Raw genomic sequence first — 14,769 nt, 5'->3', positions numbered from 1 at the left:
AGTTCTTTAGAAGACTTATTCTTCCGACATCCGGCTATTCCGTGCGTAAAGAAAGGTTCCGTGACGTGTTTGCAAAGCGCACGAAGCTTGCACTGTCCGCTCTTTTGTCTCTGTCCGTTTTTTCTCCTATTCCCGGTCATGCCGGAGACTGGGATTTCGGATCGGGTAAAAATCAGCAGTCAAGCCTGTTTGGAAATGGCGTCAGCACCAAGACTCCCATCAAACATCTTGTTGTGATCTATCAGGAGAACGTCTCCTTCGATCACTATTTCGGCACTTATCCGAAAGCGGCCAACCCCACGGGTGAGCCGAGCTTCCGTGCCCGTTCCGGCACACCGGTCGTCAATAACCTGCTCGCCAACGGTCTGCTTGAGCAGAATCCCAACACCAACTCCGCCAATGGTACCGGTGCGGCTCTGCCGTTCCGTCTTGATCGCACGCAGGCCAGCACGGCAGATCAGAATCACGCTTATACCGCCGAACAGATGGCTTATGACGACGGTAAGGTCGATCTGTTCCCGCTCTACACAGGTAACGGCTCATCCGGTGGTGTGGGGGCGTTCGGCACCAAAGGGCAGGTTCTGGGCTATTACGACGGTAACACCGTGACGGCCTACTGGCGCTACGCTCAGCGCTTCGCCATGAGCGACAATTCCTATACCGACACGTATGGCCCATCCACGCCGGGTGCTCTGGAAGTTGTCTCGGGTCAGACGAACGGTCTGAAGCTGATCGCAACCACCCAGAAGCCGTCCACGAAGGAAGCCTCTTCGGCCTACGTCTCTGACGGTCAGGGCGGCTGGACGATGGTCAATGACATCGATCCGGGCTACGATACCTGCTCATCGGCGACCAATCAGGGCATGATGACGGGCCGCAACATCGGTGATCTGCTCAACGAGCGTGGCATCACATGGGGCGGCTTCATGGGCGGGTTCGACCTGTCCCTGTCCAACTCCGACGGATCCACGGGTTGCACGCGTAAGACGTACTCGACCATCGTGTCCGAGAACGTGGCGGATTACATTCCGCACCATAACTGGTTCCAGTATTACGCGAGCACGGCGAATCCCACGCATGCGCGTCCGACTTCGGTCAAGTCGATTGGCTACACCTACGTTCCTGGTACTTCGACCAAGGATCCGGCCAATCATGAATATGACCTGAAGGATTTCTACACGGTTGCGAAATACGGCAATCTTCCGGCGGTCTCTTTTGTGAAGATGCCGGCCTATCAGGATGGTCACGCAGGTTATTCTGATCCGTTGGATGAGCAGGTTGGCGTCGTTGACGTCATCAACATGCTTCAGAAACTTCCTGAGTGGCGCGACACTGCCATCCTGATCGCCTATGACGATTCTGACGGCTGGTATGATCACGCTTATGTCGCCCCGACACACGGTTCGTTCGACTCTTCTGCCGATCAGTTGAACGGAGCCGGGGTGTGCGGCACGGGTACGGCGCCGAAGGGCGTGGACGGCAAGCCGGTCAATGGTCGTTGCGGTCCGGGTACGCGTATCCCGCTGATCGCGATTTCTCCATGGGCCCAGCGTAACCATGTCAGCCATACTCTGACGACGCAGGCGTCCATTGTCCGCTTCATTGAGGATAACTGGCTGGGCGGTAAGCGTCTTGGACAGGGTTCGTTCGATGCCACGGCTGGCAAGATCGACGATCTGTTCGATTTCCGTGGTGAGCCGCACACGGAGAAGCTGATCCTCGATCCGGATACGGGCGACATTCGCTCGGGCAGCATCTCGGGTAATGACAGCAGTAAGAATTCCCATAAGGATGATTCACCGTTCAACACCGGTCATTCGAGTTCTTCGTCGAGCCAGAGTTCTTCCGCCTCTGGGCTGACTGGTCTTCTTGCAGCAATCTGGTCCTTCCTGTCTCAGTATGTCTGATCTCTTCCGTTCGATGCAGCCCGCTCTGGGCTGCATCACTCTTCTTGCCTTTCTGTGGACGGGAACTTCGGCGGCGTTGGCGGCCGGGTCCTGTCTTCCGGCGTCTGACGGCAGCAATCCCTGTCCGGTGGAACTACGACGTCCGGATGTCCATCCGCTTTCGGCAATGGCCGAGATCGGAAAACAGATTTTCAACGATCCATTGCTGTCGGGTTCAGGTGTCCTATCCTGCGCTTCATGTCACGAAGTGGCCAATCATTACGCACCGTCCGGTCAGACAGCGGTCTTTAGCGGTGGACAGGATCTGAACCGTCAGGGACGGCGTGCCATCCCGACGCTGACCTACGCCGAGCGGCGGCCCAATTTCAGCGTCGGTGTGGACGATCCCACAAGCGAGGCGGCTCCCGCGATAGTGGCCACGACAGCCAATGCGACACGTGGCGGCAAGAGTGCCGCCAATCCGGCGGCCTCTGCCGGCAATATGGTGCCACAGGGCGGTCTGTTCTGGGATGGCCGTGCCGATACGTTGCAGCAGCAGGCACTGGGTCCGCTCTACGATCCGGCTGAAATGGCGTCCACACCGCAGAAGGTGATCGACCGGATCAGCAACGCGCCCTATACGTCCGATCTGAAACAACTCGCGGGCATAGCCGGAGAGGCGTCCCCTTCTTTTCTTATGTCCGAAGCGATGTTCGCTCTTGCCCGTTATCAGATCGAGGATCCGTCCTTTCACCCGTACAACAGCAAATTCGATGCGTGGCTGGAAGGAAAGGAGTCCTTCACACCACTGGAGCGGGCCGGTTATTTAGCGTTCAACGATCCGCAAAAAGGTAACTGTGCGGCGTGTCACATCGACACCGTGCAGGGCAATCGCCTGCCGCCGCTGTTTACCGATCATCAGTACGAGGCGTTGGGTGTGCCCCGGAATATGGACATCGCACGCAATCATGATCCGGCTTATGCGGACCTAGGCGTGTGTGATCGTCAGCCGAACAGTCGCCGTGCGCTGAGCGTTTATTGTGGGATGTTTGCGACGCCGACATTGCGTAACTCAGCCACCCGTCATGTATTTTTCCACAATGGGGTGTTTCACTCCCTCAAGGAAGTGATGGATTTTTACGCCTTGCGCGATCTTGAGCCGTCAAAATTTTACCCCGTGGGGGATGACGGACAGGTGCGGAAGTATAACGATCTTCCTGCTCGATATCGTGACAACCTTGATACGGTGGATGCACCATTTGATCGCAAACCCGGCGATCAGCCCGCAATGACAGAAGAAGACCGTGTGGCGATCATTGCGTTTATACGGACACTGACCGACCGGTAAACGTGTTTTGTGAATGCAATGAAGGAGGATCGTGGAGCCGACAGTTTTATAAAACTGCCGGCTCCACGTCTTTTTAAGTCTGCTCAGAAATATGTGTAAGAGCGGCTCTGGGTCGAGAACAGAGAAGCCATTTTCGCGGTCAGGCGTGGAGCCATCATGGCGTGAGCGTGCAGTGTGGGATGCACCTTGTCGCTCGCTAGGAAGCCGCCATAAGCCGTATTGATCATGCGTGAGATGTCTTCACCGAAATCCAGCAGCGTGACTTTGTTGTCGTTGGGGTTGGCGGCCTGATAGGCCGTGACCGCCGCCTGATAGAGAGGCAGGTACAGGCCGGAGTTGATTCCGAACTTGTCACGAAACGACCACGGAACCTGAACCACGATCCAGGCGTTTGGAGCCGCCTTGCGCAGGGTTTCCATGCTCTGCGTGAGCGCTGCCTGAAAATCGGACGTCGTCATGTGTCCATAATAGGCATCGTTGTAGCCATAGTTGAGATAAAACGCGAACGGCTCTTCACCTGTATCGCCGTAAGCGCTCCAATGTCCCACGCTATCGAGTACACTGGTCTGACTGTCGATCAGATTCCAGCGGCTGCCACTGTCAAGTGTGCCACCCTGACCACCGCTGGAACCCGTGATCTTGTAGAAATGCGGCACACTTCCATCGCCGCTCTGGGAAAAGCCGGTGCCGCCATTGGCCATCATGGAGACATCATATCCCATCTCGTCGAGCGCTTGCGCCAGAAAGAACGAAAAATCACAGAGATTGTCGCCATAATACGTGGTCGCGTTGTCCACCACGTTGTTGGCGTTGACACCTTCCGTGATGCTGTCGCCGATCATGACCACATAAGGCCGCATGGCGGGCGCTTCGGCAGGGGACGAGCCAGCGTCAAGCTGGACACCGAGGATCTGCACCAGTTCGGTGGCTGTCGTGACCGGCCAGCGGGCATTGGCGGTGATCGCGGAATAGGACAGATAGAAATCCAGCCGGTTCTCGCTGTTTGCGATGATGTTGGACAGTGTGATGTCAGCATTGGCGGCGCTGCGCAGGGTGGGCACGCCGTTGACGAAGTAGCTGACCAGATTTCCGGCTTTCGCATTGCCGATTTTCACCACGGCCGTCGGGTTGGTGCCTGCGTTCCAGACAAAGCGGAACCACGCGCCGTTCCACGCCGAACGCCGCCACTGACTGCCGCCGCGGCCTTCATCGCCGGTCCAGTTTCCGGGGCTGAAACAAAATGCGGTGCTGTCCACTGAGACAATCGAACTGATTGTTACGGAGAGAGCGGCTGGATCGGTCAGGCCGGCGTTATTGCTGGATGCGAGACTGACGGTGCCGGCAGTCGATGGCGTGAATGTCACGGTGACAGGCGCGGTGCTGCCCGCAGGAACCGTGACGGTGGAGGGAGAGAATGTGCCGGCAATCCCAGTGGCGCTGAGTGTGAAGGTTACGGGCACGGGCTGCGAAGAGCCACCTGTGGGGGTGAGGGTCACCGTGATGGGTTCACCGATCATCGCCGTGCTGGCGGCTGTCAGGGTGTAACCTGTCCACGCGGATGTGGCCGTGAAAGCGAGAGCCTGCGGATCGGTCAGACTGTCGTTGTTGGTGACGGAAAGGCTGCCGTTGCCCGCAGTGGACGGTGTGAAGGTAAAGCTCGTGGATGTGGTGCTGCCCGCCAGCAGCGTGACGCTCGTTGGGTTGAATGTGCCGGCCAGTGTGCTCGCAGGCGTGATCACGACGTTTGCACTGAGCGTGGTCTGTGAAGACGGAGTGACGATGAAGGTGGAAGCCTGCCCCACCGTGAGTGTCGTCGCGCCGGACAGGACATAGCTGCTGGAACTGTTGGTGCTTGTCGCGGTGAGCGTGACCGAAGCAGGGTTGGACAATGACCCGGAGTTCGTGAAAGAGAACGTGCCCGATCCCGCAACGGACGGTGTGAATGTGCAGGTTACGGCGGCCGTGCTGCCAGCCGGGAAGGTTACGCTTGTGGGAGAGAATGTGCCCGCGAGCGTGCTCGATGGTGTGACAGTGACCGCAGACGACAGTGCTGCGCCCGCGCCGGGGGTCAGCGTAAAGGTGGCGGCCGTGCCCACGGTCAGGATGGACGGTGTGGAGACGGAATAGGTGGTGAAAGCCGTCTGGTTGCTGCTTGCCGTCACCGTCTCGCTTGCAGGATTGCTAAGTGAGCCGCTGTTGGTGAAGGAAAGTGTGCCCGACCCAGCGGCGGACGGCGTGAAGGTGAACGAGACCGCAGCCGTGCTGCCGGCGGGAATGGTGATGATCGTGGGACTGAAAGTGCCCGCAAGTGTGGAAGCCGGGGTGATGGTGACGGCGGAGGAGAGTGCTGCGCCCGAACCCGGCGTAACGGTGTAAACCGCGCCTGTGCCGACTGTCAGTGATGTTGCTCCGGACACGGTATAAGTGGAAAAAGCGGCCTGAGCCTGGGCCACTGTCACCAGCAGGCTTGTTGGATTTGTAAGTGAGGCCGAGTTGGTGAAGGACAGCGTGCCAGATCCGGTGGTGGTCGGCGTGAAGGTGAATGTCACGGCGGCGGTGCTGCCGGCCGGAATGGTGACGGCGGCCGGGCTGAAAGTGCCCGCAAGCGTGGAGGCCGGCGTAATGGTGACAGCGGAAGCGAGGGCCGTGCCGCTGCCCGGCGTGACGGTATAAGTCGAGGCAGCGCCTGCTGTCAGCGACGCGGGGCCGGAAATTGTGTAGGTCGAAAATGCAGATGCCGCAGCAGACGATGTGACCAAAAGAGCTGCAGGGTTGCTCAGGCTCGCATTGTTCGTGGTGGAGATCGTGCCAGATCCGGTGGCGGACGGTGTGAAGGTGAAGGTTGCCGCCGCCGTGCTGCCAGCAGCGATGGTTACGGTGGTGGGAGAGAATGTGCCTGCCAGCGTGCTTGTCGGCGTAATAACGGCAGCCGTCGACAGCGCAGTGCCAGCGCCTGGCGTGATGGTAAAGGTGGAGGCTGTACCAGCCGTCAGGGAAGCGGGGCCGGTGAGAGTGTAGGCTGTGAACGGTGTGGTCGCGACCGCCTTGTAAGAAGCGAAAGAGGAAAGGCTGGCGCTATTGCTGGCGCTTCCGGCACCTCCCTTGTAGCTGTACGCACACAGACCGATGGAGCCTGTCACGTTCTGGAGAGTGGCTTCCGTATCCGTGAAGGTCTTGGTGAGAACCGTCGTGCCTGCGGCGTTCGTGGCTGTCAGGTTGAAGGTTGTGGTCGCGCTGTCGGTTTGGGACCAGTCAAAAGAGAATGTGAAATCTGTTCCGGCCCCGATACCCGGCGAGAACACGGCTGTCGTGTCACCGATCCAGGTTGCTGTGCCATTCACGACCTTGTAGTAGCCGAAATAGCAGTTTTTACTTGTTTTGGCGTCATATTCGACACCAACCATGTAGCATGTGGGGGACGATGTGCTGCGGTTGGAACGGATGACTGCGTAAAAACGCTGATAGGCCGTTGCCGTCGCCGTGAAGGTGACTTTGCCATCCTGCACATCTTCGCTGGTGGGACGCAGGAGCTGCTTGTCAAAATAGGTTGTGGAATCATCCACACTCATGCGGAGAAGGTTGGAACTGTCAGTGGAGAAAACCCCGCCGACGGCATCGATCCAGCCGTCCACCAGTGTAGCCCCCGCGGTCGTGACGGCTGCGGTGGGGCCGGTAAAGGCTGTGGTGTCATGAAGAAGAGTAAAATCGGTCATCAAATCTGTCTTTTCTGTCAGGAAGAGCGAACGTGTCCCGGAAGATGTTTCCGTGTCGATCTGCACGGATATTTGAAAAGTCCTTTTTCAATAAAAAGACTGTTTCATATCATTGTCATGAAGGTGGGGGAGGCATGAAAAGGGAGAACATGTCGATCCTGTTACCCTGTTGCTGCTCGCAGCCGTGGGAACCCGCAACGGATCGCAAAGGGATCGTTCGTCACGAGCACGTCCGCGTGTCGCCTGACAGATATCAGTCCCTGTTCGTGGTGAAGTGATCAGAAAAGAAAAAGCATGCATATTCATGCTGTGCGGAACGACAGTCTGTTCATGCGTGAACGCGTATGATCACGAGTAAAAGTGAAGCGTAATCCGATTTCTCCGCGAGGTTGCGGGAATCGGCGCTTCATCCTGATCAGACAGAACTGTGGAGCGGCTGATATACGTAATCAGTGAAAGAAAAGGGACGCTTGTCCTGCCCGAACTGCGTCTCTCTTCGTTGCCTTGTCAGCTTTCGGCGGCGGCTTCTTCCAGTGCGCCTTGAGCCGCGAACCATTCCTCTTCCGCCTGTTCCGTATCCTTTTTCAGAGCGGCAAGTTTAGTGGTCAGCTTTGTCACATTTTCGCCTGATGAGGTTTCATAAAGCGTGGGATCGGCCAGCTTCGCCTCAATCTTTCCGCATTCACCGGAAAGTTTCGCAACCTTAGCTTCGGCCTCTTTCACGCGCTTGCGCAAGGGCGCCAGAGCTTTGCGCGCCTCGGCTTTTTCCCGTCGATCTTCTTTGCGCCCGACCGTCGTGTCGGCTGTTTTCGCGTTGCCTCGTGCCATCGCACGGGATTGTTCCAAAAGCCATGTGCGATATTCGCTCATATCGCCTTCAAATGGCGTGACCTTGCCGTTCGCCACCAGCCACAGACGATCCGCCACCATTTCCACAAGATGGGCGTCATGGCTGATAAGCAGAACCGCCCCGGCAAACTCGGACAGCGCACGTACGAGCGCATCCTTGGCGTCCAGATCAAGATGGTTCGTCGGCTCGTCGAGGATGAGCAGTTGCGGGGCGTCGCGTGTGGCAAGCGCAAGCAACAGCCGGGCCTTTTCGCCACCAGAGAGTTCGCTCACCTTCGTTTCGGCCCGGTTTGCATCCAGTCCGAAGCGGGCAAGCTGGGAGCGCACCTCGGTCGGCGCGGCCTTCGGCAAAGCCCGCGCCATATGGCCGATGGGCGTATCGGTCATTACGAGCTCTTCAGCCTGATGCTGTGCGAAATATCCCACTTTCAGGCGTGGGCTGTGATTGACCGTGCCGGACATCGGTGTGAGACGCCCAGCCACCAGCTTGGCGAAAGTGGATTTACCGTTCCCGTTCGCGCCCAGAAGGGCGATGCGATCTTCCATATCAATGCGCAGCGAAATGTCTGACAGCACCACACGCCCATCATAACCCGCCGTGACGCGGTCCATCGTCAGCATGGGCGGTGGCAGAGGAGTCGGCTCGGGGAACGCGAATTGCGTGGGGGTGTCTTCCACCACACTGTCGATGACGGGAAGTTTCTCCAGCGCCTTCAGCCGGGCCTGAGCCTGTTTTGCCTTCGTGGCCTTGGCGCGGAAGCGATCCACGAAAGATTGCATGTGCGCCCGCCGTGCCGCAACCTTTTCTGCAGCGCGCGCCTGCTGCAACGCCTGCTCGGTGCGGATGCGCACGAACTCCTCATAACCGCCCGGCGTGAGTGAGAGCTTGCCACGATCCAGATGCGCGATGGCATCCACACAGGAATCCAGCAATCCACGGTCATGACTGACGATCAGCGCCGCACCGGCGAAACGCGCAAGCCAGCCTTCCAGCCAGAGCGTGGCTTCAAGATCGAGGTGGTTGGTCGGTTCATCCAGAAGCAGAAGGTCCGGCTCAAGAAACAGCGCCGTTGCCAGCGCCACGCGCATGCGCCAGCCGCCTGAGAAATCCGACACAGGTCTTTCTTGGGCGTCTGCATTGAAACCCAAACCGGAGAGGATGCTGGCCGCGCGGGCCGGCGCGCTGTCGGCATTGATGGCCAGCAGGCGTTCATGGACTTCCGCAATGCGCTGCGGATCGGTTGCGGTCTCGGCTTCCGCAAGCAAGGCCGCGCGTTCGGTGTCCCCCGCGAGCACGGTTTCGATCAGTGACGTCGGACCGGACGGGGCTTCCTGCTTCACACGGCCGAGGCGCGCACGCGAGGACAGGCGGATATCGCCCCCATCCGGGGAGATGTCTCCGGCAATCGCGGCCAGCAGCGTGGATTTGCCCGCGCCGTTGCGTCCTACCAGACCGACCTTGCGCCCCGGTTCGATCGAGAGACTGGCCTGATCGAGCAGCGTGCGGCCCGCGATGCGAAGGGTCAGATCATGAATGACAAGCAGGCTCAACGGAACTCTCGCGTCGGATCGAGGAAAAGGGGAGGGGCGCGTAGCCCTTCGGGCCGTTCCATAGCATCCGTCCTTCCAAAGCCCTACCCGAAGACGCGAGAATGCTCTAGATGAGCCTCAGCTGCGGGCTTGCCCGCGCTCCGTTTCGCGCAACGCGGAGCGACAGACCAAACGAGGGAGCCGAACATGGCCGTTGAACGTACCCTTTCCATCATCAAGCCCGATGCCACGCGCCGCAACCTGACCGGCAAGATCAACGCCGTGTTCGAAGACAACGGCCTGCGCATCGTCGCCCAGAAGCGCGTGCAGCTCACGCCCGCACAGGCTGGCGCATTCTACGCTGTCCACATGGAGCGCCCGTTCTATGGCGATCTCGTCTCCTTCATGACGTCCGGCCCCGTGGTCGTGCAGGTTCTCGAAGGCGAGAACGCCGTGGCCAAGAACCGTGAGGTAATGGGTGCGACCGATCCGAAAAAGGCCGAGCCGAAGACGATCCGCGCTCAGTTTGCTGAGAGCATCGAGGCCAACTCGGTCCACGGTTCCGACAGCGCCGAGAACGCTGCCAACGAGATCCGCTTTTTCTTCGCCGAGACGGAAATCCTGCCTTGATCTGAGGGTGGTTTCTGACGGGCCGGAGTGTCTCCGGTCTGGACGATAGAATGCGGGACGGCCGCTGAGTGAGAGTTATGCTCTCCTCAGCGGCCGTTTTCGTAGGAAATGTCAGGTGAACAAGATTGGCTTCAAGGTGGCTTGCGGCGACTTTTGCTGTGTGGGTAAGAAAGGTTGACCGCGAGGTCGTTTTGGGCTGGTGGATTTTTGACCCGCCTTATTGTTCTTTGAAATCAATGGGTTTCAGGAAGAGTGTTCCCCGCACACGCGGGGATAATCCCCGGATTGGAACGGTCGAGACACCAACAATTGTTGGATGGCACGAGCCGTTCTCATTGGGCATCATGAAAGCAGAGCTGTGTGGTGACACGGCGATATTCTCCTCGCCGTAGCCACCTCCCAAGGGACGTAATGCAGGGTTCTCGGGAGGCTCCGCCCGCACGGTTCTGCTCTCCGCGTTTTGAGACAGATCACTCAACTCGTCCTGCCCCCGGTTGCGCGGACGTTTGCGCCCCACTCTTTGCACTCCACCCTGAACTTCGGCATACTCCCGGATCCGTCGCGTGACGGGGCCGCTTCATCATGTGTGTAAAGACACGGCCAAGGCTCAGAAAACTTGGCCAAGACGACAGGAACCGACCATGAGTGTCACGCTCACCCGCTCCGCTCCGATTCAGACAGCCGCTCCCGTGGCTGCCAACTGGTCGCCGGAGAGCTGGCGCTCGTTTCCCATCAAGCAGGTGCCGTCCTATCCGGACGAAGCGGCGCTGAAAGCCGTCGAGGGACGCCTGCACCGCTATCCGCCGCTGGTCTTTGCGGGGGAGGCGCGTCGTCTGCGCGCCCATCTGGCAGAAGCCGCAGCCGGTCGGGCCTTCGTTCTGCAAGGGGGCGCCTGCGCGGAAAGTTTCTCCGAGTTCTCGGCGGATATTGTTCGCGACACATTCCGCGTGCTGCTTCAGATGTCCGTGGTGCTGACCTTCGGGGCCAAGGTGCCGGTGGTGAAGATCGGTCGCATGGCCGGGCAGTTCGCCAAGCCGCGCTCGTCCGACATGGAGACGGTGGGCGATGTGTCTCTGCCGTCTTATCGTGGTGACATCATCAATGGACCGGCCTTCACGGCGGCAGATCGCGTGCCCGATCCCGTGCGCATGGAGACCGGCTACTTCCAGTCGGCCGGAATCCTCAATCTGGTGCGTGCGTTCTCGCGTGGCGGTTACGCCAACCTGCATCGCGTCAATCGCTGGAATCTCGGCTTTGTCGAGCGTTCGCCGCTGGCCGAGCGTTATCGCGCGCTGGCCGAGCGTATCGATGAGACGCTTTCCTTCATGTCGGCCTGCGGCCTGAACGCCACGAGTGCTCCGCAGATCGATGAGACGGAGTTCTACACGTCCCATGAGGCGCTCCTGCTGCCTTATGAGCAGGCTCTGACCCGCATCGATTCCACTTCGGGCGAGTGGTATGACTGCTCCGCTCACTTCCTGTGGATCGGGGATCGCACCCGTCAGCCGGAAGGCGCGCATGTGGAGTTTCTGCGTGGTGTGCGCAACCCGATCGGCATCAAGGTCGGTCCGACGACACAGATCGGAGATCTGGAGAAGCTGCTCGAAATCCTCAACCCCGAGGACGAAGCCGGACGCATCACGCTGATCTCGCGTATGGGCGCCTCCAAAATCCGCGATCACCTGCCTGCCCTGGTGCAGGCGGTAAAGGGAACGGGTCGCACCGTGACGTGGGTGTCTGACCCGATGCATGGCAACACCATCTCGACTGCAAGCAAGGTGAAGACGCGTTCGTTCGAGGCGATTCTCTCCGAGGTGCAGGGTTTCTTCGACATCCTGACCAATGAAGGCGTGTCGCCGGGTGGTGTTCACATGGAAATGACCGGTCAGAATGTGACGGAATGCGTGGGCGGCGCGCACCAGCTCACGGAGAATGATCTGGGCGAGCGGTATGAAACGTTCTGCGACCCGCGCCTGAACGCGGAGCAGTCGCTGGAATTGGCGTTCCTCATGGCTGAAGAGCTCAAGGGGCGTGCCCATTCACTCGTTTCCGAAGCCTGATCGACGAGGGATGCCGGCCGGGGGAGGTGCGTGTGCTGCCGCCGGCTGGTTCCTGTTCCGTCTTTTGTGATGCTGGCGACGGGGTTGTCCTCTACGCCATCCTGCGTCCTGATACGGCATTCCTCCGCATGACGGAGCCAGAGTAAAAGGACGGCAGAGATGTCCCGTTCCAGTCAGCCCTCTCCAAAAGCTCCCTCACCGGACACGGCGCTTGGTGTTGCTGGGTCGCTCTGTGCGGCTCCGATTGATGATGCCGCCATCCGCGCACGGACCGACAGCTACTTCAACCGCACGAAAGACATCGTCTCCCGTTTTGGGGATTGTGTGGTGACGTATGCCGTCTTCATCCGCCGTCCGGTGCTGTCGGCCACGGCCATGGTGGAAACATGGCTTGCCAACATTGCGCGGGAACGTGGGATCGAGATCCTTGTCGAGCCGGTGTTCACCGAAGGTGAATGGGTAGGAGCGGGTGAGCCGCTGCTCTACATCACAGGATTCTTTTCCCATCTGGTGGATCTGGAAACGCTCGTTCTCCAGAAACTCGGTCCGTGCTGTGTGGCGGCGCACCGGGCCTATCAGATGGCCCTTTCCCTTCCCAAGGCACAGTTTCTGGCCATGGAAGCCCGGCACTGCGCGGGCTACGAGATGCAGGAACTGATGGCCTATGGCGCGTCCGTCGGCAGTCGGGCCGCCCAGCGTGAGGGGGCTGTGGGCTTCGTCGGCGGAGCGAATGACGCGACGGCGGTGTATTTCGGACAGGATCATGGCTACGGGACCATGCCGCATGCCTTGATCGGTTATGCCGGGTCCACGTTGCGCGCCGCGTCCATGTTCCATGAGGTCTATCCGGACAGCGATCTCGTGGTGCTGGTGGATTACTATGGGCGCGAGATCACGGACGGTCTGGCTGTGTGCCGCCGTTTTTCCGAACTGGCGGCGCAGGGGCGCGTGGCGCTGCGACTGGATACGCATGGCGGACGTTTCATGGAAGGGCTGGACCCGCAGGAATCCTATGCCGTTCTGGATCGGTACGTGCCCGATGCCATTCGCCGCTACCGCTCTGAGAGCGAGTTGCGCAATCTGATCGGCACGGGCGTTTCGGCCGCCGCCATCTGGCATATGCGCGAGACCTTGGACGCGGCAGGCTTCGAGAAAGTGAAGATCGTGGTCTCGTCGGGCTTCGGTGTGACGAAATGCGCCAGCATGGCGGATGCCAGCGCCCCTATTGACGTGGTGGGGACGGGTTCCTTTATCCCCAAGCTGTGGAACGAAACGTATGCCACGGCGGACATCGTGACCTATGCCGGGGTGGAGAGTGTGAAAGTGGGGCGTGAGTTCCTGCTTCCCTCCATGCGCCGTGCGGAGGAAAGCCGCCGTCGGCTTCTCCATCCCTAAGATCGCAACCTTATTCTTTCTTTCAGAGAGTGCCGATGACGAACGCCGAACACGACCATGACGAGACCCCGGACGACAAGGGAGGATTCGTCGTTCGTATTCTCGACCTTTCGGGCGGTGCGGAGGACAATATCGTTGAAGACGTGAAAGGTTTTCACGACATTGCCCACGCCAACGCCTTCGCGCGGGCCTATGTACGCGACAGCATCGAGCGGTGCCGGGTGTCGGGTGCGTCATCCCGCGAGACGCTACAGGCGTGGTTCGCTTATGGTGAGAACGCGGAAGTGCTCGATGCGGGTGAGGACGGATGGAAGTCGTCCACCGAACTCAACGATTTCGTTGAGCATCCCGCCACGCGGATGGAGCGTGACTGGCGCACACTCGACCCGCGCCGTCTGATTGATGAAGAGGACGAAATCTTTACGGAGAGCGAGGACTGAGAGGGAGGGACGGGATATCGATTCTTCCTGTCGCTTCGGCTTCCGGGCTGATCAGTAGCCGCTTCAGTCCGGTAAGATCGGGATGAACGTGACGGGCGTCACGCCGCATGATGAGCTTGCGGTTCTCCAGCACGCCCAGCGCGCGGCTGACCGTCTCCACAGTGGTGCCCAGATAGTCGGCGATGTCCGAACGATCCATAATCAGCGTCAGAATGCCGGTGGAGGCATCGTAACATTCGGGCTGGCGGCAGCACTCGATCACAAAGCCGGCCACGCGTTTGAGAATGGGACGATGCGTCACCAGCAGAAGATGACGCTGGTTCATGCGTAACTCTGCCACTGCGCCGATCAGAAAGGCGCTCTGAAGCTGGGGATCCTTCGTGAACAGACCGCGCAGATCGGACAGGCGGAACCGTTCCAGTTCGCAGTCTGTCAGAGCTGTGGCTTCATTCAGATAGGCGTCGTTCTCGAACAGGCCGAACGGATCGCCCGGCCAGTGAAAAGCGAGAACCTGACTGCGGCCATCTTCTAGTTGATGGGTGATGCGCACGAGGCCTTTGCGCACCAGAAACACCATCTCCGCATGGGTTCCCTGACCATAGATTACCGTCTTGGCTGACACCTGCACCGACTGGGCAATGCCTGCAACAAGAGCGCGTTGCTCAGGAGACAGCACGATCGTGGGGACAGGTCCGGCTTCGGGCTGCGTGTGCTGGTCTTCTGCACGCGCACGAAGGGGAAGAGGCCGTGAGACCGGGGCATCCATGGTGAGGCATCCTGCTGGGTGGAACAGATTGTCGGTAACCAGCCCGCTTGCCTCCGTCAATGCGTCGTGCCGTTTGGGAAGTAACTCCGCAAAACATGAGGACATTATTCCTTCCTGTCATCGGCGGATTTTCCGGTCCTCAGTGAAAGCCT

9 protein-coding genes are annotated in these 14,769 nt (G+C 59.4%); 6 read left to right on the top strand and 3 right to left on the bottom strand.

Annotated elements, in window-relative coordinates; translation table 11 throughout:
- Window positions 1-65: 65 nt before the first annotated feature.
- On the top strand, window positions 66-1,907 hold the full coding sequence (locus KUA11_RS05895) for a phospholipase C (protein WP_217409426.1): 1,842 nt from the start codon (window positions 66-68) through the stop codon (window positions 1,905-1,907).
- Window positions 1,900-3,234, top strand: coding sequence for a cytochrome-c peroxidase (locus KUA11_RS05890; protein ID WP_217409425.1), 1,335 nt, complete (start codon window positions 1,900-1,902; stop codon window positions 3,232-3,234). The genes KUA11_RS05895 and KUA11_RS05890 overlap by 8 nt, the downstream gene beginning before the upstream one ends.
- Before the next feature lie 83 nt (window positions 3,235-3,317).
- Here the strand turns inward: KUA11_RS05890 and KUA11_RS05885 are convergent, their stop codons facing one another.
- Both KUA11_RS05885 and KUA11_RS05880 read right to left on the bottom strand, forming a co-directional pair.
- A complete protein-coding gene (locus KUA11_RS05885) occupies window positions 3,318-6,947 on the bottom strand; it encodes an SGNH/GDSL hydrolase family protein (RefSeq protein WP_217409424.1) in 3,630 nt (1,209 codons plus the stop codon).
- A gap of 507 nt (window positions 6,948-7,454) precedes the next feature.
- Complete coding sequence (locus KUA11_RS05880) at window positions 7,455-9,347, bottom strand: ABC-F family ATP-binding cassette domain-containing protein (protein ID WP_217409423.1); 1,893 nt, start codon at window positions 9,345-9,347, stop codon at window positions 7,455-7,457.
- 186 nt (window positions 9,348-9,533) lie between these two features.
- Between KUA11_RS05880 and ndk the strand changes: the two genes are divergently transcribed.
- From ndk to KUA11_RS05860, 4 genes are all read left to right on the top strand, one after another.
- The gene (gene ndk / locus KUA11_RS05875; protein WP_166314003.1) at window positions 9,534-9,956 is read left to right on the top strand and encodes a nucleoside-diphosphate kinase; all 423 of its coding nucleotides are present in this window, start codon (window positions 9,534-9,536) and stop codon (window positions 9,954-9,956) included.
- A gap of 641 nt (window positions 9,957-10,597) precedes the next feature.
- On the top strand, window positions 10,598-12,016 hold the full coding sequence (locus KUA11_RS05870) for a class II 3-deoxy-7-phosphoheptulonate synthase (protein ID WP_217409422.1): 1,419 nt from the start codon (window positions 10,598-10,600) through the stop codon (window positions 12,014-12,016).
- Window positions 12,017-12,175: 159 nt separating this feature from the next.
- Window positions 12,176-13,411, top strand: coding sequence for a nicotinate phosphoribosyltransferase (locus tag KUA11_RS05865; RefSeq protein ID WP_254454704.1), 1,236 nt, complete (start codon window positions 12,176-12,178; stop codon window positions 13,409-13,411).
- A gap of 35 nt (window positions 13,412-13,446) precedes the next feature.
- Window positions 13,447-13,851, top strand: a complete 405-nt coding sequence (locus KUA11_RS05860; RefSeq protein WP_217409421.1) for a hypothetical protein — start codon at window positions 13,447-13,449, stop codon at window positions 13,849-13,851.
- Here the strand turns inward: KUA11_RS05860 and KUA11_RS05855 are convergent.
- On the bottom strand, window positions 13,832-14,722 hold the full coding sequence (locus KUA11_RS05855) for a Crp/Fnr family transcriptional regulator (RefSeq protein ID WP_217409420.1): 891 nt from the start codon (window positions 14,720-14,722) through the stop codon (window positions 13,832-13,834). The two genes, KUA11_RS05860 and KUA11_RS05855, sit on opposite strands and share 20 nt — an antisense overlap.
- Window positions 14,723-14,769 lie beyond the last annotated feature (47 nt).

It is taken from the genome of Acetobacter estunensis, from assembly GCF_019083805.1.
Classification (GTDB): Bacteria; Pseudomonadota; Alphaproteobacteria; order Acetobacterales; family Acetobacteraceae; genus Acetobacter; species Acetobacter estunensis_A.
This window is presented reverse-complemented; position numbering and strand designations above follow the sequence as displayed.